General features: G+C 33.9%; 29 protein-coding genes. 22 read left to right on the top strand and 7 right to left on the bottom strand.

The annotated features are described in order from the left end of the window. Nucleotides 1–202: 202 nt before the first annotated feature. A complete protein-coding gene (locus tag MUA21_RS09520) occupies nt 203–964 on the top strand; it encodes a VOC family protein (RefSeq protein WP_262561136.1) in 762 nt (253 codons plus the stop codon). Here the strand turns inward: MUA21_RS09520 and MUA21_RS09515 are convergent. Then, nucleotides 961–1,215 (bottom strand): hypothetical protein, encoded by a 255-nt coding sequence (locus MUA21_RS09515; RefSeq protein ID WP_073343811.1) that lies wholly within the window; start codon nt 1,213–1,215, stop codon nt 961–963. The genes MUA21_RS09520 and MUA21_RS09515 overlap by 4 nt on opposite strands. 115 nt (nt 1,216–1,330) lie before the next feature. On the opposite strand from MUA21_RS09515, the gene MUA21_RS09510 reads away from it, so the two are divergent. Then, the gene (locus tag MUA21_RS09510) at nt 1,331–2,578 is read left to right on the top strand and encodes a lipid II:glycine glycyltransferase FemX (protein WP_262561135.1); all 1,248 of its coding nucleotides are present in this window, start codon (nt 1,331–1,333) and stop codon (nt 2,576–2,578) included. A 169-nt stretch (nt 2,579–2,747) separates the two neighbouring features. Then, nucleotides 2,748–5,918 carry an efflux RND transporter permease subunit gene (locus MUA21_RS09505; protein ID WP_262561134.1) on the top strand — a complete coding sequence of 1,057 codons (3,171 nt, stop codon included), beginning with the start codon at nt 2,748–2,750 and terminating at the stop codon, nt 5,916–5,918. A 175-nt stretch (nt 5,919–6,093) separates the two neighbouring features. Here MUA21_RS09505 and mspA read toward each other — a convergent pair whose 3' ends face one another. Both mspA and MUA21_RS09495 read right to left on the bottom strand, forming a co-directional pair. Next, entirely contained in the window at nt 6,094–6,411 is a 318-nt protein-coding gene (gene mspA, locus MUA21_RS09500) for a membrane stabilizing protein MspA (protein ID WP_046208433.1), read from the bottom strand. A gap of 63 nt (nt 6,412–6,474) precedes the next feature. After that, entirely contained in the window at nt 6,475–6,651 is a 177-nt protein-coding gene (locus MUA21_RS09495) for an SE1832 family protein (protein ID WP_164987263.1), read from the bottom strand. Nucleotides 6,652–6,798: 147 nt separating this feature from the next. Here MUA21_RS09495 and MUA21_RS09490 point away from each other — a divergent pair, with 147 nt between their 5' ends. Next, nucleotides 6,799–7,707 (top strand): AEC family transporter, encoded by a 909-nt coding sequence (locus tag MUA21_RS09490; RefSeq protein WP_107525443.1) that lies wholly within the window; start codon nt 6,799–6,801, stop codon nt 7,705–7,707. A 137-nt stretch (nt 7,708–7,844) separates the two neighbouring features. On the opposite strand, the gene MUA21_RS09485 is transcribed toward MUA21_RS09490, so the two are convergent. The 3 genes from MUA21_RS09485 to MUA21_RS09475 form a co-directional block, all read right to left on the bottom strand. Further along, entirely contained in the window at nt 7,845–8,636 is a 792-nt protein-coding gene (locus tag MUA21_RS09485) for a glucose 1-dehydrogenase (RefSeq protein WP_073343798.1), read from the bottom strand. Nucleotides 8,637–8,714: 78 nt separating this feature from the next. Then, the gene (locus MUA21_RS09480; RefSeq protein ID WP_046208430.1) at nt 8,715–9,572 is read right to left on the bottom strand and encodes a RhaT/GlcU family sugar-proton symporter; all 858 of its coding nucleotides are present in this window, start codon (nt 9,570–9,572) and stop codon (nt 8,715–8,717) included. A gap of 190 nt (nt 9,573–9,762) precedes the next feature. Next, nucleotides 9,763–10,632 (bottom strand): GNAT family N-acetyltransferase, encoded by an 870-nt coding sequence (locus MUA21_RS09475; RefSeq protein ID WP_107525445.1) that lies wholly within the window; start codon nt 10,630–10,632, stop codon nt 9,763–9,765. 121 nt (nt 10,633–10,753) lie between these two features. Between MUA21_RS09475 and MUA21_RS09470 the strand changes: the two genes are divergently transcribed. Together MUA21_RS09470 and MUA21_RS09465 are read left to right on the top strand one after the other, a co-directional pair. After that, nucleotides 10,754–12,892, top strand: coding sequence for a DNA topoisomerase III (locus MUA21_RS09470; protein WP_107525446.1), 2,139 nt, complete (start codon nt 10,754–10,756; stop codon nt 12,890–12,892). Nucleotides 12,893–13,003: 111 nt separating this feature from the next. Next, nucleotides 13,004–14,338 carry an NCS2 family permease gene (locus tag MUA21_RS09465; protein WP_262561132.1) on the top strand — a complete coding sequence of 445 codons (1,335 nt, stop codon included), beginning with the start codon at nt 13,004–13,006 and terminating at the stop codon, nt 14,336–14,338. A gap of 129 nt (nt 14,339–14,467) precedes the next feature. Here the strand turns inward: MUA21_RS09465 and MUA21_RS09460 are convergent, their stop codons facing one another. Then, nucleotides 14,468–14,860 carry a hypothetical protein gene (locus MUA21_RS09460; protein WP_046208427.1) on the bottom strand — a complete coding sequence of 131 codons (393 nt, stop codon included), beginning with the start codon at nt 14,858–14,860 and terminating at the stop codon, nt 14,468–14,470. 352 nt (nt 14,861–15,212) lie between these two features. Here MUA21_RS09460 and rpsJ point away from each other — a divergent pair, with 352 nt between their 5' ends. The 16 genes from rpsJ (at nt 15,213) to rpsH (ending at nt 22,284) form a co-directional block, all read left to right on the top strand. Continuing rightward, a complete protein-coding gene (gene rpsJ / locus MUA21_RS09455; RefSeq protein WP_210143120.1) occupies nt 15,213–15,521 on the top strand; it encodes a 30S ribosomal protein S10 in 309 nt (102 codons plus the stop codon). A gap of 27 nt (nt 15,522–15,548) precedes the next feature. Continuing rightward, nucleotides 15,549–16,208 (top strand): 50S ribosomal protein L3, encoded by a 660-nt coding sequence (rplC, locus tag MUA21_RS09450; RefSeq protein ID WP_046208426.1) that lies wholly within the window; start codon nt 15,549–15,551, stop codon nt 16,206–16,208. Between the two features lie 27 nt (nt 16,209–16,235). After that, a complete protein-coding gene (gene rplD, locus MUA21_RS09445; protein ID WP_046208425.1) occupies nt 16,236–16,859 on the top strand; it encodes a 50S ribosomal protein L4 in 624 nt (207 codons plus the stop codon). Next, a complete protein-coding gene (rplW, locus tag MUA21_RS09440; protein ID WP_046208424.1) occupies nt 16,859–17,134 on the top strand; it encodes a 50S ribosomal protein L23 in 276 nt (91 codons plus the stop codon). Before rplD ends, rplW begins: the two co-directional genes overlap by 1 nt. Nucleotides 17,135–17,162: 28 nt before the next feature. After that, entirely contained in the window at nt 17,163–17,996 is an 834-nt protein-coding gene (gene rplB, locus MUA21_RS09435) for a 50S ribosomal protein L2 (protein WP_046208423.1), read from the top strand. A 64-nt stretch (nt 17,997–18,060) separates the two neighbouring features. After that, nucleotides 18,061–18,339 carry a 30S ribosomal protein S19 gene (gene rpsS, locus MUA21_RS09430; protein ID WP_019468644.1) on the top strand — a complete coding sequence of 93 codons (279 nt, stop codon included), beginning with the start codon at nt 18,061–18,063 and terminating at the stop codon, nt 18,337–18,339. Between the two features lie 28 nt (nt 18,340–18,367). Next, complete coding sequence (rplV, locus tag MUA21_RS09425; protein WP_019468645.1) at nt 18,368–18,721, top strand: 50S ribosomal protein L22; 354 nt, start codon at nt 18,368–18,370, stop codon at nt 18,719–18,721. A gap of 23 nt (nt 18,722–18,744) precedes the next feature. Next, nucleotides 18,745–19,398 (top strand): 30S ribosomal protein S3, encoded by a 654-nt coding sequence (gene rpsC, locus MUA21_RS09420; protein WP_019468646.1) that lies wholly within the window; start codon nt 18,745–18,747, stop codon nt 19,396–19,398. A 2-nt stretch (nt 19,399–19,400) separates the two neighbouring features. After that, complete coding sequence (gene rplP / locus MUA21_RS09415) at nt 19,401–19,835, top strand: 50S ribosomal protein L16 (RefSeq protein ID WP_019468647.1); 435 nt, start codon at nt 19,401–19,403, stop codon at nt 19,833–19,835. Next, nucleotides 19,825–20,034: a 50S ribosomal protein L29 gene (rpmC, locus tag MUA21_RS09410; protein WP_002482620.1), complete on the top strand. Its 210-nt coding sequence runs from the start codon at nt 19,825–19,827 to the stop codon at nt 20,032–20,034. Before rplP ends, rpmC begins: the two co-directional genes overlap by 11 nt. Nucleotides 20,035–20,060: 26 nt before the next feature. After that, entirely contained in the window at nt 20,061–20,324 is a 264-nt protein-coding gene (rpsQ, locus tag MUA21_RS09405; protein WP_019468648.1) for a 30S ribosomal protein S17, read from the top strand. Between the two features lie 30 nt (nt 20,325–20,354). After that, nucleotides 20,355–20,723: a 50S ribosomal protein L14 gene (gene rplN, locus MUA21_RS09400; RefSeq protein ID WP_019468649.1), complete on the top strand. Its 369-nt coding sequence runs from the start codon at nt 20,355–20,357 to the stop codon at nt 20,721–20,723. A 41-nt stretch (nt 20,724–20,764) separates the two neighbouring features. Beyond that, on the top strand, nt 20,765–21,085 hold the full coding sequence (gene rplX, locus MUA21_RS09395) for a 50S ribosomal protein L24 (RefSeq protein WP_040029978.1): 321 nt from the start codon (nt 20,765–20,767) through the stop codon (nt 21,083–21,085). Nucleotides 21,086–21,107: 22 nt separating this feature from the next. Then, nucleotides 21,108–21,647, top strand: coding sequence for a 50S ribosomal protein L5 (gene rplE / locus MUA21_RS09390; protein ID WP_046208422.1), 540 nt, complete (start codon nt 21,108–21,110; stop codon nt 21,645–21,647). A gap of 21 nt (nt 21,648–21,668) precedes the next feature. After that, nucleotides 21,669–21,854 (top strand): type Z 30S ribosomal protein S14, encoded by a 186-nt coding sequence (locus MUA21_RS09385; RefSeq protein WP_046208421.1) that lies wholly within the window; start codon nt 21,669–21,671, stop codon nt 21,852–21,854. A gap of 31 nt (nt 21,855–21,885) precedes the next feature. Beyond that, entirely contained in the window at nt 21,886–22,284 is a 399-nt protein-coding gene (gene rpsH / locus MUA21_RS09380; protein ID WP_019468652.1) for a 30S ribosomal protein S8, read from the top strand. The last annotated feature ends 19 nt before the right edge of the window (nt 22,285–22,303 follow it).

Here is a 22,303-nt window from a genome sequence, read left to right as displayed (position 1 = left end):
AAGCTAACTTAATTTTTAAACAAGTTATATTTTAGTCTATTATGCCAAGGAAATCAATAGCTATTTTTTAAAATATGATTTTTAATCACTATATAAATATGATTTCACAAAAGTAAATTGAATCGTAATCATAGGTTATCGGAAGTAAACGCTTAAACAATTTGTTAGAATAAATATAAAGAAAAAATAGGGGGATCAAGGTATGCAAGATTTAAAATTAGATCATATCGTTCATTATGTACAACAATTAGATAATTTCAAATTCCCAGGCCATTTATTTACACTATATCAAGGTGGTAAGCATGATCAATTAGGCACATATAATCGTTTAGCGTACTTAAATAATGCTTACATTGAATTACTTGATATTTATAAACCAGAAAAATTGCAAAAAATTGTCAAAAGTGAAGAAGGGCGAGTCTCATTTCCTTCAAAAATCGTTCAAGATCAGTATAAACAAGGACTGAAAACAATAGCATTTCAAACGCAAGATATTACTAAACTAAAAGAAAAACTTGAAGCACAAAATATAGATGTTATAGGTCCTGTAGAAATGGAAAGGGAAAATACTAAAGGAGAAAAGACTACATGGCGCTTGTTATATATAGCTGATCCAGATTATAGAGTTAAACCACCATTTTTTATTCAATGGAATGAAAATATTGAAACAAGAGAAGAAAAGCTAACATCATTACGGCAAAACGCCTTTAGTATCAAGGGGATTGAAATTAATAGTACAGAAAGAACACATACGATTGAAAAATGGCAACAGTGGTTTGGGATGGAAGTCGTGAATGATACAGAAACGTTCACAACATTAAAGTTGAAAAACGATGATATTGTATATCGTATATACGATGGTGAGTATTCAGGTTATAAAGCGGTTACTTTGAAAGACGATAATACAACTTCACCGTACACTTTAATCATTAGAGGGCTTAAGTACAAAGTTGAAGCGGATTAGTAAATGTAAACATACATACTATGTGCAATAACGACGATGTGTATCACAGAAGTGATTAGTGTTAAAATAGTTAAGTAAGTTCCCCATTTATTTTTATTAGATAAAAGTAGTAAATACACTGTTGCTACAAATGTAAAAACAGCGAGAATGATTCTTAAACTTAGATATGAAACATTAAACGTTGTACTAAATGTTTGGATTACAAAAATTAAATTGATTAAAAAGAGTAATGACAATATAATGATACGCACTAGAACACCTCATTTCGTATCATATTATAGCAAATAATAGGAAATGATGTGAAAGAATGTGTGAAGCAATGTATAATAACAAAGTATGTAATGGTAAAAGGAGATATCAGTTTTTATGGAAAAGATGAATATAACAAATCAAGCTCATGATGCATTTGTTAAAGCGCATCCGCAAGGTGATCTATTACAATTAACAAAATGGGCAGAAACAAAGCGATTGACTGGCTGGTACTCAAAGCGTATCGCAGTAGGTGAAGATGGTGAGATTTTAGGAGTGGCCCAGTTATTATTTAAAAAGGTTCCTAAATTGCCTTATACGCTATGCTATATTTCAAGAGGTTTTGTAACAGATTATAGTAATAAACTCGCATTAGAAACATTACTAGAATACGCAATTCAGATAGCAAAAGAAGAAAAAGCTTATGCAATAAAAATCGACCCTGATGTTGAAGTAGATAATGGTGCTGATGCACTTACACATTTAAGAGCATTAGGTTTTAGACATAAAGGGTTTAAAGAAGGACTTTCGAAAGATTATATCCAACCAAGAATGACAATGATAACACCGATTGATAAGAACGATGACGCTTTAATTCAAAGTTTTGAAAGACGTAATCGTTCAAAAGTTAGATTGGCATTAAAACGTGGTACGAAAGTAGAACGTTCTGATAGAGAAGGTTTGAAAACATTTGCCGAATTAATGCAAATTACGGGTGAAAGAGATGGCTTTTTAACGAGAGATATTAGCTATTTCCAAAATATATATGATGCTTTACATCCCGATGGAGATGCAGAATTATTCTTAGTGAAATTAGAGCCTAAACCCGTGCTTAAGGATTTACGCCAAGATTTAGCGCAGTTAGAAAAGGAAAAAGAAAAGCTAGCTGAGAAAAAACAAGATAAAAAGACATTAAATAAAATAAACGATGCTGACAATAAAATGAAAAAAACGCAAGAACTTATCAATGAGATGGAAGCTTTAGAAGCTAAGCACCCAGAAGGATTATATTTATCAGGTGCATTGCTTGTGTTTGCTGGAAATAAATCTTATTATCTGTATGGCGCGTCATCAAATGATTATCGAGACTTCTTGCCAAATCATCACATGCAATTTGCAATGATGCAATACGCTCGAGCACATGGTGCTAAAACATATGATTTTGGTGGCACAGATAATGATCCCGATAAGGAATCAGACCATTATGGATTGTGGGCATTTAAGAAAGTATGGGGAACTTATTTAAGTGAAAAAATAGGTGAATTTGATTATGTGTTAAACAAACCATTATATCAAGTTATTGAAAATGTTAAACCTAAATTGACTAAAGCTAAAATAAAACTTTCACGTAAATTAAAACGTTAGTAGTTTTGTTTGTGATTTTGTAAAAAAGTAGACACGTTATAAAGTTTTAATATGCAACTTAAACTTTATAACGTGCATTTTTTATGAATTTAGAAAATACATATATAATTAAGCGTAATGAAATTAAATGAAGTATCGCATTAAAATGCTAGTTGAGAGGAGAAAAGATATGATTAAAAAACTATTACAGTTTTCACTTGGAAATAAGTTTGCAATTTTTCTTATGGTATTGCTGGTCATTTTAGGTGGTGTGTATTCAAGTGCAAAAATGAAACTTGAATTATTACCTGATGTTGAGCCGCCAGTGATTACAGTACAAACAACCATGTCTGGTGCTACACCAGAAACGGTGAAGGAAGAAATTAGTGATAAAATTGATGACCAAATAAGGCCAATGGCAAGTGTGAAAAATGTTAATGCACAATCTATTCAAAATGCTTCTATGGTTTCTGTTGAATATGAAAATGGCACAGATATGGATAAGGCAGAAAACGATTTAAAAAAAGAACTTGATAAAATTAAGTTTGATGATGGTGTGGAAGACCCCGACTTAACAAGGAATTCAATGAATGCTTTTCCAATTGTGGCTTATTCTTTTACCACAAAGGATAATAATTTAAAAGATACAACAAAAAAAGTTAACAATCAGTTACTACCTAAACTTCAAACAATCGATGGTGTACAAAATGCACAATTGAATGGACAAACATCTAGAGAAGTTTCAATTAAATTTGATCAAGAAAAATTACAAGACAGAGGATTGACTGTAGATAGTGTGGAACAATTCTTAAAGGGTGCCACAAGTGAAACCCCGTTAGGTTTATTCCAGTTCGGTAAAACTGAAAAGTCAGTAGTGGTTGATGGCCAATTTACTTCAATAGATGCATTGGAAAACCTTGAGATTCCATTATCAGCTTCAAGTATGAGCACTCAAGGTAACAACGATGAAAATGCAAGTCAAAGTACGAGTGACCAAAGTTCATCACAAGGGGGTAACATGGAAGCAGCAATGCCTACCTCAGATGATCAAGACGGCGAAAATAGCATGCCTTCTGTTAAACTCAAAGACATTGCCAATATTTCAGTTGGTGATGAACGACAATCTATTTCTAAAACAAATGGCAAAGATGCAGTCAATGTACAAGTGACGAAAGCACAAGATGCCAATACTGTTAAAGTAGCAAAAGATACGAAAAAAGAAATTGATGAATTTACCAAAGACAATAAAGATATCAAAGCTACTAAAGTTATGGATACTGCGAAACCAATAGAAGACTCGCTGTATACAATGATTGAAAAAGCAGCACTCGGTACGATTGTTGCCATAATTGTTATATTATTATTTTTAAGAAATATTAGAACAACAGCAATTTCAGTCGTTTCGATACCGATGTCTATATTAATTGCAATGGTTGCATTGAAATTAACAGATGTGTCGTTAAATATATTGACACTTGGTGCGTTAACAGTTGCGATAGGTCGAGTGATCGATGATTCAATTGTTGTAGTTGAAAATATTTATAGACGTTTATCAGATAAAAAAGAAACACTAACTGGTAACAGCCTCATTATTAGTGCGACGAGTGAAGTATTTAAACCGATAATGTCGTCGACAATCGTTACTATTATAGTTTTTCTCCCATTGGCGTTTGTCAATGGTTCAGTAGGTGAGATGTTTAGGCCATTTGCATTAGCGATTGCATTTAGTTTACTAGCTTCTTTACTTGTTTCGATTACCATCGTACCTTCTTTAAGTGCTACTTTCTTCAAAAAAGGTGTCAAACAACAGAGAGAAGAAACATTAGGTCTGGTAGGAAGAGGATATAAACGCATACTCCGCTGGTCATTAGCGCACAAATGGATTGTAATGATTTTAAGTACAATCATTTTAATCGCTAGTATCGGTTTAGGGGCCGCTAAACTAGGGACTAGTTTTATCTCAACTGGAGAAGATAAATTCATGGCATTAACTTACACTCCTGAACCAGGTGAGACAGAGCAAGGTGTATTAGAACATGCCGAACAAGTACAAAAATACTTGAACACTAAAGAAAAGGTGAAAACAGTTCAGTACTCTGTAGGTGGAGCAACGCCAACGGATCCTACAGGTAGTTCAAATAGTATGGCTATCATGGTTGAATATGAGAGTGATACACCTAACTTTGATGAAGAACCAGATAAAGTATTAAAACATATCAACAAATATTATCATCCTGGAGATTGGGCAAATCAGGATATGGGTACAGGTGGTACAAATAATGAATTAGCAATCACTGTTACTGGTCCATCTGTTGATGCTATCAAAGGAACTGTCAATAAAGTCGAAAAAGAAATGAAACATATTCATGGCATTGCTAATGTTAAGTCTGATTTATCTCAAACATACGAACAATATAATATCAAAGTCGATCAAAATAAAGCTTCCAATTATGGTTTGTCTGCATCACAATTAGCCATGACATTAAATCAGAATACACCTGAGCAAAGTGTCACAACCGTAAAGGAAAATGGTAAATCGATAGATGTGAAAATTAAAGAAGATAAAGAAACGGATTGGACAGAAGAAAAACTTAAAAATACTAAAATACAAACAGCTACTGGTCAATCTATTGAATTAAGTGATATCACAAAATTAGAAAAAACAACGACGCCAAACAAAATAGAAACTAAAGCAGGAGACTATACGTCAAAAGTTTCCGGAAAAGTGACAAATGATGATGTTGGCGGGACTTCACAGAAAGTCTTGTCACAGTTAAATAAAATAGATAAGCCGAATAACGTAGACGTCAACATGGGAGGGGCAAATGAAGATATAGGAAATGCAGTAACACAATTATCTATGGCGATGTTAGCAGCAATTATTATAGTTTATTTAGTACTTGTGTTAACATTTAAAGGCGCCTTGGCACCTTTCACAATATTATTCTCATTGCCATATACAGTGATAGGTGTAGTGGTTGCATTAGTGGTGACTGGCGAGACAATATCTGTACCTAGCATGATTGGTATGCTTATGCTAATTGGTATTGTTGTAACCAATGCAATTGTGTTAATTGATAGAGTGATTAATAAACAACATCAAGGTATGGCAATGCAAGCGGCACTGTTAGAAGCAGGAGGAACGCGTATCAGACCAATACTTATGACAGCATTAGCAACGATTGGTGCGTTGCTGCCAATGTTATTTGGTCAAGACAGTTCTATTATTATTTCAAAAGGTATGGCAGCGACTGTAGTAGGTGGATTGGTTTCTTCAACCTTATTAACTTTAATTGTTGTACCAGTAATATATGAAATATTATTTACATTAAAGTCAAAAATCTTGAGAAAAAGAAAGTAAAATAAAATGCGGACATACGAGATGACATGCTTTTTGTAGATTTTGTATGTCCGTACTTATATATATGAGCACATGTTTGAATATATAAAATCAGCCCCGATAAGTTTCTGTTAATCAGAAATCTTGTCGGGGCTGATTTATATGTGTGACGTTACAGTATTTTAAAATAGTGGTTTTAATATAAAACTAAAGTCAAAATAACATAAATTACAAATAAGATAACGCTCATTATATTTAAAATTTGAACGGCTTTTTGATCTTTTTTGCCGTTTTTGAAAGCTGTAATTTCTACATTACCTATGATAAGCAGTAGTACAATAAAGACCCACCAATTGATTGCTGGGAACGATAATGTTGTAATCGCTACTACGAATAATAAAAGTAAAGACATAATAATACGTAAAATACGCGTTATAATGGTGTTCATTTTAAATATACTTATGTAACTTACGATTAAATATAACACTGGCAAAAATATAAGATACAGTTGCATTTATTACATCCTTTCTATGTTCGCCCTTAATCTTAGCATGTAAGTTATTGATTTACTAGGATGTTATTTATTTTCTTTTTGTCTAATTTCTGAACGTACCTCTGACATTTCTTGCTCTATTTTTTCAAGTTGTTTTATTAAAGGATCCACAGATTGATTAACTGATTCTCTTTTTTCGAGGTCTCCTTGTAATCTAACATAATCATATTTCAGTTCCGCTAATTTATCATTTAAATCCATTTAATTACCTCCATTTTTGTTTAATGTAAGCATTTCGTATATAAGTTCAATTATAACATGGATTCGAAAGCTTCTAAAATGGTTGCCACTTATGTTAAAGTATGAAAATAGAATGAAAACAGATGATTGGATGAAAGAAGGAATAATGTGACCCAACAATTTATCATTATTATATTACTCATTGCATTAGGCTATGTACTCAAACGGATAAATTACTTTAAAGCTAACGATAGTCAAGTCTTTTCAACACTCGTATTAAACATAACATTACCTTCTTTAGTGATTGTTAATTTAAATGGTGCAAGTTTAGATTTGTCACTATCAATATTACCGATAATGATGATATTGTATGGTGTTATCGCTAAGGTCATCGTGATTTGGTTTTTCTTAAAGTATGACAATCACATACGTGGAACAGTTGGCATGATGACAGCTTCGCTAAATATTGGTTTATTTGCTTATCCACTTGTAGAAGCGATATGGCCTAAAACAGGAATGATATATTTTGGAATGGCAGATATAGGTGGCGCAATGATTATGTTTGGTGTTACATACTTTGTTGGCAGTTATTTCAGTAGTGCAGGTGATAATTTTGATTTTAAATATTTAGGAAAGAATTTACTTAAATCGGTTCCTTTAATGACATATATCATTATGTTTATATTAAATATGCTTAATATACACTTCCCAGAGCCTGTAATTAATTTTTTCTCTGTACTATCTGGCGCTAATATGCCACTTTCAATGATATTATTAGGTTTGATGCTCAACTTTAGTATTGATAAACGCTTCTTGCCTATTGCTTTAAAGTATTTATGTTTACATTATGGATTGGGAATTATCGCAGGATTGCTCGTTTACTTCTTTTTACCAGTTGATAATGATATGATTAAAACAACACTACAAGTTGCTTGGTTATTACCAGTAGGTGTTGCTATTATACCTTATTCCATTCAATTTAAGTATAAGACTTTGCCACTCGTTGGAATGGTGAGTAATTTAACGATTTTAATTAGCATTATTATATTGTATGTATATCAAGCGTTATTTGTTTAATTGATTTTTGGAAGACTATGAAACGATTTGAATATAAAAAATAAGGGTCTGGGACATATCAATGGTGTCCCGGACCCTTAAATATTGAGCATAAGTATTAATGACTAAATGCATGTGTTTGGATTGGCGTGATGACTTTATCCTTTACCTCCCATAAACGCGGGGTAATTAGTCATTCCGCCATCAACGTAAATGGTAGTTCCATGAATATAACTTGCTAAATCAGAGGCAAGAAATCTTGCTACATTTGCGACTTCATTTGCTTCACCAATCTCTTTTGCCGGAATCATTTCTAATGTTTCTGCACGTGTTGCTGGGTCTGAAAATTTTTCTTTTGTATGTTCCGTTACAATTGCCCCTGGTGAAATATTATTAATGCGGATGCCATATTGAGCATATTCCATAGACATTGTTTCCATCATTAATTTTAAACCGCCTTTACTAGCAGCGTAATTCACATAATTAGGCCAAGGGATTTTATCATGTACACTTGAAGTATTAAGAATAACACCTTTTTTATTCTCTTTTAGAAATTGATTAACTGCTGCTTTGGAACCTAAAAAAGCACCTGTTAGGTTAATATCAATTACTTTTTGCCACTCATCTAAAGGCATTTCATGTGTTGGGATTGCTTTTTCAAATCCGGCATTGTTAATCATGATATCTAATGTACCAAAGTGATTTACAGTAGTTTGAATGAGGTGATCAATATCATTTTCTTTAGAGATATCTGCTTGAACTTTTAATGCTTTGCCACCAGCATTTTCAATTAATTCAATTGAGGCTTCAATAGCATCCATATGACGTTCGGATCTGTAATTTAATACGACATTCGCTTGTTCTTCACCAAACTGCTCTGCCATGGCTTTTCCAATACCACTACCAGCCCCAGTAATAATGACTACTTTTCCTGCTAAATCTTTAAACATTTAAGATTCCTCCTAGTTATTCGGCATAAATTTTGATGAATTAAAGTGTCTAGTCGAATAAGATTTTATAATACTTGATTAAGCTTTAATATTGCCTAAAACAAATGCAGCGATAACGATTAAAATGATACCTGTCCAAATGCCTATCATCTGACGTTTATCTTTTCGTTCACCTAAAAGGAAAATGCCACCAAGTGTAGAAACAATTACTAATAATTGTGAAAATGAGAAACTTGTCGCCACACCTACTTTTGGTTGTGAATAGAACATAAACAAGTTACCTATACCCCATATGACACCTGGTATCAGGTTCCAAACTGTACTTCTAATCGTAGTTTCATGTTTAGCTGATAATATTAATCCACCTATTGCCATACCAATAGATTGGAAAAATAGGGCATTCATACCATCAACACCAAAAATTTGTGCAACTACAACATAGACGACATAACCTACAGTGGAAATTAACAAGATAGGAATTGCTTTACCAAAGTTTTTCGTACTTTCTGAAGCTTCATTTTTACCTTTAATTGAAGTAAGCGCAATACCGCCAACAAGTAAAATCATTGCAACTAAGCCAAGAATTACTTGTGTGCCAGTACTCCATTCACCTAAAAATATAGCACTAAATAAAGTGGTACCTACAAGTTGTAACCCTGTTGAAATTGGCATTGTTTTAGATACGCCAATTAAACTGACTGATTTTAATTGATAACCTTGTCCTAATGCCCAAAAAGCACCAGATATTAAACCTACAATAATGACGATGGGGTCATCGAATTTTGTATTGCCAGTAAGTAATAATAAGATACCTATGATAAGTGCACCGAAAGTAGTCCCTCTGATTTGATTGTAAGGGCCACCACCAACGAGTACATTAATTAGAACAACACTTCCCCAAAATAATGCTGGGAGCAGGGCAATTAATAAATCCATAATTAAGCTTCACTCACTCTCTATTTATTTTTACTTTCCCTTTATAAAACAATCACTGAAGATTGCCCTAGACACTCATTTTAAACTAAAGGTATCGAATAGTAAAAATATTAGATTACAGTTCAGCTTTTTAATTTTTAAAATAGTCTAGATGGATATTAAAAATGTAAAAATATAAAACACTTATAATTTAAATGTATGCCGCTACGTACTTGAATTTTTTATATTCATAATTAATGTTAAAACCTAATTCGTTGAAACGCTCAACAAGTGTAGTATTTTTACTGCGTATTTTAAAATATATCTTATCAATATCAAAAGTTGAAAAAGCAAAATGTAGAGAATATGATAGTAAATCAAAAGCAATCCCCATTAATCTGTAATCAGAGTGCGAAGAAAAGTATTTGATTTCAGCTATATGGTTGTTTTCAGCGATTTCAAGATATAAATAACCTTTTAATAATCCTTCAGACATGAATATAAATAGGCGATGGTACTCATCTAATGATTTTACAATTTCATCAGCAGTCATTACATCATGTTTAAATGTTTGATCATGTAATTTACTAAAATAAGGATAGAACGCAGGTTGATATTCAATAATATTTTGTTCATTACCAACATTTCCAATATCTTTTGTAGAAATGAGATAGTAGTCAGTAAAGCTATAGGATGCACCTAATGATTTCATAAACGGTAAGTATTCTTGTTCATGTTCTTCAAAAGAAAAATTAAAATTTGCAGTATCAGGTTTACTTTGAGCTAAAGCATCAAAAAGTTGTGTCATTTCTTCGATAGTAGGCGTAATATTTTTGTGTATGAATGGGCCTAATACTTTATATTTATTATCTTCGTACTTTAAAGCTAAAAGTAATATTGTAATTTCATCTTGATTGTTCACTTGTGCAAATACACCAGGATTCTGTATTGCATTGGTAATAACAGACCTAATATCATTATGCATTTGTGGTAATTTGTACAAATAAGAAGCAGATTGATAGTTAGCATTATTCAAAAATTCCAAGATTTGATCGACATCGTTCGGATTTGTTGTTTTCATATAATACCTCCATATGATGAACTATTAAGTTAATTATAAGAACTTTTTCATGTAAATGGAAGTTTTGATGTGCTATATACATGTTACAATAAGAATATCATTGAACTGAAAGGACGAAATTATGAAATCACTCATTATTGCAGAAAAACCTTCTGTAGGTAGAGATATTGCGCAAGCATTGAATATAAATGATAAACGTAATGGTTACTTTGAAAATAATAAATATATTGTGACTTGGGCATTGGGGCATTTAGTTACAAATGCTACGCCAGAACAATATGATAATAATTATAAAGAATGGAAACTTAACGATCTCCCTATTATACCTAACCGTATGAAGACGGTTGTCATAAGTAAGACCAAAAAACAATTTTCTATTGTACAATCATTAATCAATAACAAAAACACAAAAGATATTATTATCGCAACAGATGCCGGTAGAGAAGGTGAACTTGTTGCGCGTTTAATTTTGGATAAATCTCATAATAAGAAACCGATTAAAAGGTTGTGGATTAGTTCAGTAACAAAAAAAGCAATTAAAGATGGCTTTTCAAAATTACAAGATGGTCGTAAATTTAACAATTTATATTATGCAGCACTTGCTCGAAGTGAGGCAGACTGGATTGTTGGTATCAATGCAACGCGTGCATTAACTACGAAATATGATGCACAATTGTCTCTCGGTAGAGTTCAGACACCGACGATACAACTCGTTCAAATGAGACAAAACGAAATTAATCACTTTTCTCCACAAACTTATTTTAAAATGAATATTGTTGCTGGGGGGCTTACATTCCAATGTGTGACGCCAGAGACAAGTAATGATAAATCAGTTTTTGAAAAGATAAAAAGTGAAATCAGTGAGAAAGACGGTTTGATTGAAAGTATTAATAAAAAACATAAAAAGTCCTATGCACCTAAACTGTTCAGTTTAACAGACTTGCAACAAGAGGCATACAAACGTTATCACTATGGTCCAAAAGAAACATTGAATGTTTTACAGACTTTGTATGAAAGACATAAACTAGTAACATACCCACGAACAGATTCTAATTATTTAACTGATGATATGGTAAATACACTAAAAGATAGAATACAAGCTATTATGGGCACATCGTTAAAAGAAATTGCAAAAAAACAATTAACACAATCTTTTTCAATAAATGAAAAATTTATAAATAATCAAAAAGTATCAGACCACCATGCAATTATTCCAACAGAAGTACGTCCAGATATGAATCAACTAACCCAACGTGAAACAAAAATTTATCTGATGATTGCTCAAAGATTTTTAGAAAATCTTATGCCCCCACACGAATACGAGGCTGTATCAATCCAAATTGTAAGTGGGAAATATAAATTCGAATTTAAAGATAAAATTACTAAAAAATTAGGGTTTAAAGCGATTTATGAAACTGAAGCATCAGTAAACGAGCAAATAGAAAAATTAACAAAATCATCCAAATTGCATATCACACAAGCTAAAATTGAGCACCATGAAACAACGCCACCTTCATATTTTAATGAAGGTACATTATTAAAAGCGATGGAAAGCCCACAAAAATTCTTTAAATTAAACAATAAAAAATATAATGAAACATTAAAAGAAACAGGTGGAATTGGAACAGTTGCGACTAGAGCAGATATCATTGAAAAATTATTTAATATGAATGCAATCGAATCACGTGACGGTAAAATCAAAGTTACCTCTAAAGGAAAACAAATACTAGAGCTTGCACCACAAAAATTAACATCTCCGCTATTAACTGCTGAGTGGGAAGAAAAACTATCTTTAATAGAACAAGGTAAATATAATGCCAATCAATTTATATCTGAGATGAAAAATTTCACACATGAAGTTGTCAGTGAAATAAAAGAAAGCGAACAGAATTATAAACACGATAATTTAACCACAACGGAATGTCCTACATGTGGCAAATTTATGATTAAAGTTAAAACTAAAAATGGACAAATGCTGGTTTGTCAGGATCCGAAATGTAAAACTAAAAAGAATATTCAAAGAAAAACCAATGCGCGTTGTCCAAATTGCCATAAAAAAATGATGTTGTTTGGAAAAGGAAAAGAAGCAGTATATCGTTGTGTGTGCGGACATACTGAAACACAAGCACAAATGGATAAACGTCATAAAAATAAAAAATCAGATAAAGTAAACAAAAAAGATTTAAAAAAATATATGAATAACAATGATGGCTTAGAGAACAATCCATTTCAAGATGCGTTAAAAGGTTTGAAATTTTAAATTAATCGAACGAATAGCATTAATTTTGACAAGAAGTTCGTGTTTGCTATTGTAAAATAATGAAATTGGTATTAGAATGTGTAGGTATTTTAAAAAAAGGAGAACTAAACCGTGAAAAAGTATTTCAAGTTTGAAAAACATAAAACAAACTATAAGAAAGAGATACTTGGTGGGCTTACAACTTTCTTGTCAATGGCATATATCTTAGCTGTCAACCCTCAAGTACTAAGTTTAGCAGGCGTAAAAGGTGTTTCAGAAAATATGAAAATGGATCAAGGTGCTATTTTTGTTGCTACAGCACTAGCAGCGTTTGTTGGTTCGTTATTCATGGGCTTGATAGCTAGGTATCCAATTGCCTTAGCACCCGGTATGGGCTTAAATGCGTTTTTCGCATTTACAGTGGTGTTAACAATGGGAATTCCATGGCAAGTAGGTTTGACTGGTGTGTTATTCTCTGGTGTAGTTTTTGCAATACTGACTATGACAGGTTTAAGAGAGACCATTATTAATGCAATACCCTATCAAATGAAAATGGCGGTTTCAGCGGGTATAGGTTTGTTTATTACCTTTGTAGGATTACAAAGCTCAGGAATTATTACTAATAATGATTCTACATTAGTGACTTTGGGTCATATAACTGATGGTCCAGTATTGTTAACAATATTTGGGATTATAATAACAGTGATTCTGTATGCTGTTAGAGTACCTGGTGCTATATTTATTGGTATGGTACTAACATCTATTTTAGGTATGCTTACAGGATTAATACATACACCAAGTGGCATTGTAGGCAAAGTACCAAGTATTGAACCTACTTTTGGAGCCGCTTTTGAAGCATTCAAAGATCCCGGTCAGTTGTTCACTGTGCAATTTTTAATTGTAATTTTAACGTTTTTATTTATAGATTTCTTCGATACTGCAGGTACACTTGTTGCAGTAGCAACACAAGCAGGTATGATGAAGAATAATAAATTACCGAGAGCTGGACGCGCATTATTTTCTGATTCATTAGCAACGATAGTTGGTTCAATTTTTGGTACGACAACAACAACTTCCTATATTGAATCTACTTCAGGTGTCGCTGTAGGGGCGCGTACTGGATTTGCTAGTGTTGTTACAGGTTTTTGTTTCCTATTAGCGATATTTTTTAGTCCTTTAATGGAAGTAGTAACAAGTGCAGTGACTACGCCAGCGCTTGTAGTCGTGGGTGTGTTGATGGCTGCCAATTTTACGGAAATAGATTGGAAAAAATTCGAAGTTGCCGTACCGGCATTTATCACGATCATTATGATGCCATTATCTTATTCAATCGCAACTGGTATTGCTTGTGGTTTCATCTTTTATCCAATCACTATGTTGATTTCTAAAAGACATAAAGAAGTCCACCCAATCATGTATGCTTTAATGATATTGTTTATATTATATTTTGTATTTGTTCACGGCTAAATAGAAATCCTTTTGCAGCGTTTCGTATCGCAGCAAAAGGATTTTTTTGTAAGCACTTATTACTAATAAAAATTTTATAAAAAAGGATGTGTTTCTTCATTATAATATAGCTATCATAACTATATATTTTTAAAATTTCTTATTCTCTTGTTTGTGTTGTGTATAAACAACTTTTGCATGTTTATTTGGAACATAAAGTGGTGTCGAAAAAATAATTAACACAAAGAACAACATTAAAAAGAATAAAATCCAATGCACAATCATACCAACAAAAGGTACAAATGCTAAAAAGGAACCGAAAACACCTAATAAAGGAATCACTAACATTGGTTTAATAGAATTTTGTTTATCGACGACTAATATAATCACGATTACAAAGTAGAGCAATGCATTGATTAATAAAGGTTGCCAACCAAAACTAAAAATAATACTCCCACCTAAAAACGGAATACCATATATAAACTCACCAACAATTAATATTAAACTCAAAATTATAAGCGTTGTACGAATACCACTTTTCATTAATATTCACTCCTAACTAAATAATAGTATAAACGAAATAAATGAAATAGAAATAAAAAAGAACAAATAATCAATTAAAATTACAAACATCAAAAATTTCCGAAAAGAGGTTGAACTGAATAAGTAGTTCAAGTATAATAACAAGGTATGTGTTAGGCAAATAGTAAAAACTTTTGCAGAAAAGCTTGATAAATCACTGCTTTTCATGTAACATATCTATTGTTGGACTTTAAGAACACGCGATGAAGCGAAAGGTTACTGACACACCCGGCCGCTTTGCCATGGCGCTGTGTGAGATAGTTTTCGTGGAGAAGTCTATCACTTAAATGTAGACGAATAAGGAGGGAAAATTATGGCAAAACAAAAAATCAGAATCAGATTAAAAGCTTATGATCACAGAGTTATCGATCAATCTTCAGAAAAAATTGTTGAAACAGCAAAACGTTCTGGTGCAGATGTTTCTGGACCAATTCCGTTACCGACTGAAAGATCAGTTTACACTGTAATTCGTGCCGTGCATAAGTATAAAGATTCACGTGAACAATTCGAACAACGTACACATAAACGCTTAATCGATATTGTTAACCCTACACCTAAAACAGTAGATGCTCTTATGGGCTTAAACTTACCATCTGGTGTAGACATCGAAATCAAATTATAATAGAAAAATTTAGGAGGTGGACTTTCGATGACCAAAGGAATCTTAGGAAGAAAAATCGGGATGACACAAGTTTTCGGAGAAAACGGTGATTTAATCCCTGTAACAGTAGTAGAAGCTAGTGAAAACGTAGTATTACAAAAGAAAACTGAAGAAGTAGATGGCTATAATGCAATCCAAGTAGGTTATGCTGATAAAGCAGCTTACAAAAAAGGAAGCAAATCAAGCAAATATGCTAATAAGCCAGCTGAAGGTCACGCTAAAAAAGCGAGCTCAGCACCTAAGCGCTTCATTCGTGAATTCAGAAACGTCAATGTTGATGAATACGAAGTAGGTCAAGAAGTCTCAGTTGAAACGTTTGAAGCTGGTGACATCATCGATGTAACTGGCGTATCTAAAGGTAAAGGATTCCAAGGTGCTATCAAGCGCCATAACCAAGCACGTGGACCAATGTCACATGGTTCCCATTTCCATAGATCACCTGGTTCAGTAGGTATGGCATCTGATGCTTCAAAAGTTTTCAAAGGACAAAAAATGCCAGGACGTATGGGTGGAAACACAGTAACAGTCCAAAACTTAGAAGTAGTTCAAGTTGACGCTGAAAACAAAGTTATCTTAGTAAAAGGTAACGTACCAGGTCCGAAAAAAGGATTCTTAGAAATTTCTTCATCAATTAAAGGTAATAAATAATTATAGAGCGAAAGGAGGAAATGCATAATGGCAAATTATGATGTATTAAAAGTAGATGGAACTAAATCAGGTTCAGTTGAATTAAGCGATGCAGTATTTGCAATCGAACCAAACAACAACGTTCTTTTTGAAGCAATTAATTTACAACGTGCTTCATTACGCCAAGGTACACATGCTGTTAAGAACCGTTCAGCAGTACGTGGTGGTGGACGTAAACCATGGAGACAAAAAGGTACAGGACGTGCGCGTCAAGGTACTATTCGTGCGCCACAATGGCGTGGTGGTGGTATCGTATTCGGACCAACACCAAGAAGCTATGCTTACAAAATGCCTAAGAAAATGCGTCGTTTAGCTTTACGCTCAGCATTATCTTTCAAAGCACAAGAAAATAGCTTAACAATTGTAGATACATTAAGTTTTGAAACTCCGAAAACAAAAGAATTCAAAACTGTACTTTCTAACTTAGAACAACCTACAAAAGTGTTAGTGATCACTGAATCTGAAGATGTAAATGTTGCACTTTCAGCACGTAACATCCCAGGTGTTCAAGTAACAACTGCACAAGGTTTAAACGTTCTAGATTTAACAAGCGCTGACAGTGTCGTAATCACAGAAGCAGCTGCTAAAAAAGTTGAGGAGGTGCTCGGATAATGGAAGCAAGAGACGTTCTTAAGCGCCCCGTAATCACTGAAAAATCTTCAGTTGCAATGGCTGAAGACAAATATACATTCGATGTTGATACTCGTGCGAATAAAACACAAGTAAAAATCGCTGTAGAAGAAATCTTTGATGTAAAAGTTGATAATGTGAATATTATTAACTACAAACCAAAGAAAAAACGTATGGGCCGTTACCAAGGCTATACAAACAAACGACGCGTAGCAATCGTTAAATTAAAAGAAGGATCAATCGATCTATTTAACTAAAAAATTACCAATAAGGAGGTAAACGACAATGGCTCTAAAAAAATATAAGCCAATTACTAACGGTCGTCGTAATATGACTAGTTTAGATTTCGCTGAAATTACGAAAACTACTCCTGAAAAGTCACTATTACAACCGCTACCGAAAAGAGCGGGACGAAATCATCAAGGTAAATTGACTGTACGCCATCATGGCGGTGGACACAAACGTCAATATCGTGTAATTGATTTCAAACGTAACAAAGATGGTATCCAAGCAAAAGTTGATTCAATTCAATATGATCCAAACCGTTCAGCAAATATCGCATTGTTATTTTACGCTGATGGAGAAAAACGTTATATTATTGCACCTAAAAACTTAAAAGTAGGTCAAACACTTGAAAGTGGTGCAGAAGCAGATATTAAAGTAGGTAATGCACTACCACTACAAAATATTCCAGTAGGTACTGTTATCCATAATATCGAGTTGAAACCTGGTAGAGGTGGACAAATCGCTCGTTCTGCTGGTGCAAGTGCACAAGTATTAGGTAAAGAAGGTAAATATGTATTAATCAGATTAAGATCTGGCGAAGTACGTATGATTCTTTCAACTTGCCGTGCTACTATTGGACAAGTTGGTAATATCCAACATGAACTTGTTAACGTTGGTAAAGCTGGACGTTCAAGATGGAAAGGTATCCGTCCAACAGTTCGTGGTTCTGTAATGAACCCTAACGATCACCCACACGGTGGTGGTGAAGGACGCGCACCAATCGGTATGCCTTCTCCAATGTCACCTTGGGGCAAACCAACACTTGGTAAGAAAACACGTCGCGGTAAAAAATCATCAGATAAACTTATCGTTCGTGGACGTAAGAAAAAATAAAAATAACTTATTTGGGTGTGCGGCTTAACCGCTGCACGCACATAATAAGAAGGGAGGCGCCACTATGGCTCGTAGTATTAAAAAAGGACCTTTCGTTGACGATCACCTAATGAAAAAGGTTGAAGCTCAAAGCGGAAGCGAGAAAAAACAAGTAATCAAAACTTGGTCACGTCGTTCAACTATTTTCCCTGATTTCATCGGACATACATTCGCTGTATATGATGGACGTAAACATGTGCCTGTATTTGTAACAGAAGATATGGTTGGTCATAAACTTGGAGAGTTTGCACCAACACGTACATTTAAAGGTCACGTTGCAGACGATAAAAAAACAAGAAGATAATATCTAACAGGTAGAGGAGGAAATTGGAATGGAAGCAAAAGCGGTTGCTAAAACAATAAGAATCGCACCTCGTAAAGTTAGATTAGTATTAGATCTAATTAGAGGCAAAAGCGCTGGTGAAGCGATAGCGATTTTGAAATTAACAAACAAGGCTTCATCACCAGTAATTGAGAAATTATTAATGTCCGCTTTAGCTAATGCAGAACATAACTATGACATGAACACAGATGAGTTAATAGTTAAAGAAGCTTATGCTAATGAAGGACCAACTTTAAAACGTTTCCGTCCACGTGCACAAGGTAGTGCAAGTGCGATCAACAAACGTACAAGCCACATTACAATCGTCGTAAGTGACGGTAAAGAAGAAGCTAAAGAAGCTTAATAAAATCTTAAGGAGGGAACACTGTGGGTCAAAAAATTAATCCAATTGGACTTCGTGTCGGTGTAATCCGTGATTGGGAAGCTAAATGGTATGCAGAAAAAGACTTCGCATCATTATTACACGAAGATTTAAAAATCCGTAAGTTTATTGATAACGCATTAAGTGAAGCTTCAGTTTCTCATGTAGAAATTGAACGTGCTGCTAATCGTATCAACATCGCTATTCACACTGGTAAACCTGGTATGGTAATCGGTAAAGGCGGTTCAGAAATAGAAAAACTTCGTAACAAATTAAATTCATTAACAAATAAAAAAGTACACATCAACGTAATTGAAATCAAAAAAGTAGATTTAGATGCTAAATTGGTAGCGGAAAACATTGCGCGTCAATTAGAAAATCGTGCATCTTTCCGTCGTGTACAAAAACAAGCTATTACAAGAGCGATGAAACAAGGCGCTAAAGGTATCAAAACACAAGTATCTGGTCGTTTAGCTGGTGCTGATATCGCTCGTGCAGAACAATATTCAGAAGGAACTGTTCCACTTCATACACTACGTGCTGACATAGGCTATGCACACGCAGAAGCAGACACAACTTATGGTAAGTTAGGTGTCAAAGTGTGGATTTATCGTGGAGAAGTTCTTCCTACTAAGAACACTAGTGAAGGAGGAAAATAATAATGTTACTACCAAAACGTGTTAAATATCGTCGTCAACATCGTCCTAAAACAACTGGTCGTTCTAAAGGCGGTAACTATGTAACATTTGGTGAGTATGGTTTACAAGCAACTACAACGTCTTGGATCACATCTCGTCAAATCGAATCAGCTCGTATTGCAATGACTCGTTATATGAAACGTGGCGGGAAAGTTTGGATCAAAATCTTCCCACACACACCTTACACTAAAAAACCTTTAGAAGTTCGTATGGGTGCTGGTAAAGGTGCCGTTGAAGGCTGGATTGCTGTTGCAAAACCAGGTAGAATTTTATTTGAAGTTGCAGGCGTAAACGAAGAAGTTGCGCGTGAAGCATTACGTTTAGCTAGTCACAAACTTCCAGTTAAAACTAAGTTTGTAAAACGTGAAGAATTGGGTGGTGAAACAAATGAAAGCTAAGGAAATTAGAGACTTAACCACTTCTGAAATCGAAGAACAAATCAAATCTTCAAAAGAGGAGCTTTTTAACCTACGCTTTCAGTTAGCTACAGGACAATTAGAGGAAACTGCACGTATTCGTACAGTAAGAAAAACGATTGCACGTCTAAAAACTGTTGCTCGTGAAAGAGAAATTGAACAAGGTAAGGCTAATCAATAATCAAATTGAAAGAGGAGGTTACTAAAGTGAGCGAAAGAAATGATCGTAAAGTTTATGTAGGTAGAGTCGTTTCCGATAAAATGGATAAAACAGTAACTGTACTTGTTGAAACATACAAAACACACAAACTATATGGCAAACGAGTAAAATACTCTAAAAAATACAAAACACATGATGAAAACAACTCAGCTAAATTAGGGGACATCGTTAAGATTCAAGAAACACGTCCTTTATCAGCAACTAAGCGTTTCCGTTTAGTAGATATTGTTGAAGAATCAGTAATTATTTAATAAACAGTGAAGATAAAGGAGGTTTAACTCATGATCCAACAAGAAACACGATTAAAAGTAGCAGATAACTCTGGTGCACGTGAAGTACTTACAGTCAAAGTATTAGGTGGATCTGGTCGTAAAACAGCGAACATTGGTGACGTAATTGTCGTTACTGTTAAACATGCTACACCAGGCGGCGTTGTCAAAAAAGGTGAAGTAGTTAAAGCTGTTGTTGTACGTACTAAATCAGGTGTACGTCGTAATGACGGTTCATATATCAAATTTGATGAAAATGCATGTGTCATCATTCGTGACGACAAAGGCCCACGTGGTACTCGTATTTTTGGACCAGTTGCGCGTGAATTACGTGAAGGTAATTTCATGAAAATTGTATCATTAGCTCCAGAAGTACTTTAATAAACTATTTATAAATATATAAATTTAAGGAGGTGCCACACATGCATATCAAAAAAGGTGACAACGTAAAAGTTATCGCAGGTAAAGACAAAGGTAAAGAAGGTAAAGTAGTAGCTACTGAACCTAAAAAAGACCGTGTCGTTGTGGAAGGTGTTAACACTATTAAAAAACACCAAAAACCAACTCAATTTAATCCTGAAGGTGGAATCTTAGAAACAGAGGCAGCAATCCATGTTTCTAATGTACAATTATTAGACCCTAAAACGAATGAACCTACTCGTGTAGGTTACAAATTCGAAGACGGTAAAAAAGTTAGAATTGCAAAAAAATCTGGCGAAGAAATTAAATCTAATAATGAATAATTAATTGAAAGGAGGATCCACTGTGAATCGTTTAAAAGAAAAATTTAATACTGAAGTTACAACGGACTTAGTAAAAAAATTCAACTATAGTTCTGTAATGGAAGTACCAAAAATAGAAAAAATTGTAGTAAACATGGGTGTTGGTGATGCTGTACAAAACTCTAAAGTATTAGATGATGCTGTAGAAGAATTACAAGCTATCACTGGTCAAAAACCATTAGTAACTAAAGCGAAAAAATCTGTCGCTACATTCCGTTTGCGTGAAGGTATGCCAATCGGTGCTAAAGTAACTTTACGCGGTGAAAGAATGTATGACTTTTTAGATAAATTAATTGCGGTATCACTTCCACGTGTTCGTGACTTCCGTGGTGTATCAAAATCTGCATTTGACGGTAGAGGTAACTACACTTTAGGTGTTAAAGAACAATTAATTTTCCCTGAAATCGACTACGACCGAGTAAGTAAAATACGAGGAATGGATATCGTTATCGTAACAACTGCTAACACTGACGAGGAAGCTCGTGAATTGTTAACACAATTCGGTATGCCATTTCAAAAATAATCTCTAAAGGAGGCTAATTAAGTGGCTAAAAGTTCAATGGTTGCTAAGCAACAAAAAAAACAAAAGTTCCAAGTACGTGAATATACGCGTTGTGAACGTTGTGGTCGTCCACATTCTGTATATCGTAAATTTAAATTATGCCGTATTTGTTTCCGTGAATTAGCTTATAAAGGCCAAATCCCTGGCGTTCGTAAAGCTAGCTGGTAATAGAAAAAAGTCTGAAAGGAGGCAACATTCAATGACAATCAACGATCCAATTGCAGATATGCTAACTCGTGTAAGAAACGCAAACATGGTGCGTCACGATAAGTTAGAACTACCTGCATCAAATATTAAAAAAGAAATTGCTGAAATATTAAAAAGTGAAGGTTTCATTAAAAACGTAGAATACGTTGAAGACGATAAACAAGGGGTTATCCGTTTATTCCTTAAATATGGTCAAAACAATGAACGTGTTATCACTGGATTAAAACGTATCTCAAAACCAGGTTTACGTGTTTATGCTAAAGCAAACGAAGTACCTAAAGTATTAAATGGTTTAGGTATTGCATTAGTTTCTACTTCTGAAGGTGTAATCACTGATAAAGAAGCAAGAAAACGTAATATTGGTGGAGAAATCTTAGGTTACGTTTGGTAATAATTAATAACAAGGAGGT

It is taken from the genome of Staphylococcus ureilyticus, from assembly GCF_025558845.1.
GTDB lineage: Bacteria > Bacillota > Bacilli > Staphylococcales > Staphylococcaceae > Staphylococcus > Staphylococcus ureilyticus.
Note: the sequence above shows the minus strand (reverse complement) of the source record. Positions and strands in the feature narration are given on the sequence as shown.

Excerpts from the sequence above, each read along its gene's own strand:
- rplV (WP_019468645.1), top strand. The coding sequence starts at position 18,368 with ATGGAAGCAAAAGCGGTTGCTAAAACAATAAGAATCGCACCTCGTAAA.
- rpsS (WP_019468644.1), top strand. The coding sequence starts at position 18,061 with ATGGCTCGTAGTATTAAAAAAGGACCTTTCGTTGACGATCACCTAATG.
- MUA21_RS09485 (WP_073343798.1), bottom strand. The coding sequence starts at position 8,636 with ATGTTTAAAGATTTAGCAGGAAAAGTAGTCATTATTACTGGGGCTGGT.
- MUA21_RS09470 (WP_107525446.1), top strand. The coding sequence starts at position 10,754 with ATGAAATCACTCATTATTGCAGAAAAACCTTCTGTAGGTAGAGATATT.
- rplC (WP_046208426.1), top strand. The coding sequence starts at position 15,549 with ATGACCAAAGGAATCTTAGGAAGAAAAATCGGGATGACACAAGTTTTC.
- MUA21_RS09460 (WP_046208427.1), bottom strand. The coding sequence starts at position 14,860 with ATGAAAAGTGGTATTCGTACAACGCTTATAATTTTGAGTTTAATATTA.
- rplD (WP_046208425.1), top strand. The coding sequence starts at position 16,236 with ATGGCAAATTATGATGTATTAAAAGTAGATGGAACTAAATCAGGTTCA.
- rplN (WP_019468649.1), top strand. The coding sequence starts at position 20,355 with ATGATCCAACAAGAAACACGATTAAAAGTAGCAGATAACTCTGGTGCA.
- rplB (WP_046208423.1), top strand. The coding sequence starts at position 17,163 with ATGGCTCTAAAAAAATATAAGCCAATTACTAACGGTCGTCGTAATATG.
- rplX (WP_040029978.1), top strand. The coding sequence starts at position 20,765 with ATGCATATCAAAAAAGGTGACAACGTAAAAGTTATCGCAGGTAAAGAC.
- mspA (WP_046208433.1), bottom strand. The coding sequence starts at position 6,411 with ATGCAACTGTATCTTATATTTTTGCCAGTGTTATATTTAATCGTAAGT.
- rpsJ (WP_210143120.1), top strand. The coding sequence starts at position 15,213 with ATGGCAAAACAAAAAATCAGAATCAGATTAAAAGCTTATGATCACAGA.
- MUA21_RS09510 (WP_262561135.1), top strand. The coding sequence starts at position 1,331 with ATGGAAAAGATGAATATAACAAATCAAGCTCATGATGCATTTGTTAAA.
- MUA21_RS09480 (WP_046208430.1), bottom strand. The coding sequence starts at position 9,572 with ATGGATTTATTAATTGCCCTGCTCCCAGCATTATTTTGGGGAAGTGTT.
- rpmC (WP_002482620.1), top strand. The coding sequence starts at position 19,825 with ATGAAAGCTAAGGAAATTAGAGACTTAACCACTTCTGAAATCGAAGAA.
- MUA21_RS09495 (WP_164987263.1), bottom strand. The coding sequence starts at position 6,651 with ATGGATTTAAATGATAAATTAGCGGAACTGAAATATGATTATGTTAGA.
- MUA21_RS09475 (WP_107525445.1), bottom strand. The coding sequence starts at position 10,632 with ATGAAAACAACAAATCCGAACGATGTCGATCAAATCTTGGAATTTTTG.
- MUA21_RS09505 (WP_262561134.1), top strand. The coding sequence starts at position 2,748 with ATGATTAAAAAACTATTACAGTTTTCACTTGGAAATAAGTTTGCAATT.
- rplP (WP_019468647.1), top strand. The coding sequence starts at position 19,401 with ATGTTACTACCAAAACGTGTTAAATATCGTCGTCAACATCGTCCTAAA.
- rplW (WP_046208424.1), top strand. The coding sequence starts at position 16,859 with ATGGAAGCAAGAGACGTTCTTAAGCGCCCCGTAATCACTGAAAAATCT.
- rpsH (WP_019468652.1), top strand. The coding sequence starts at position 21,886 with ATGACAATCAACGATCCAATTGCAGATATGCTAACTCGTGTAAGAAAC.
- MUA21_RS09520 (WP_262561136.1), top strand. The coding sequence starts at position 203 with ATGCAAGATTTAAAATTAGATCATATCGTTCATTATGTACAACAATTA.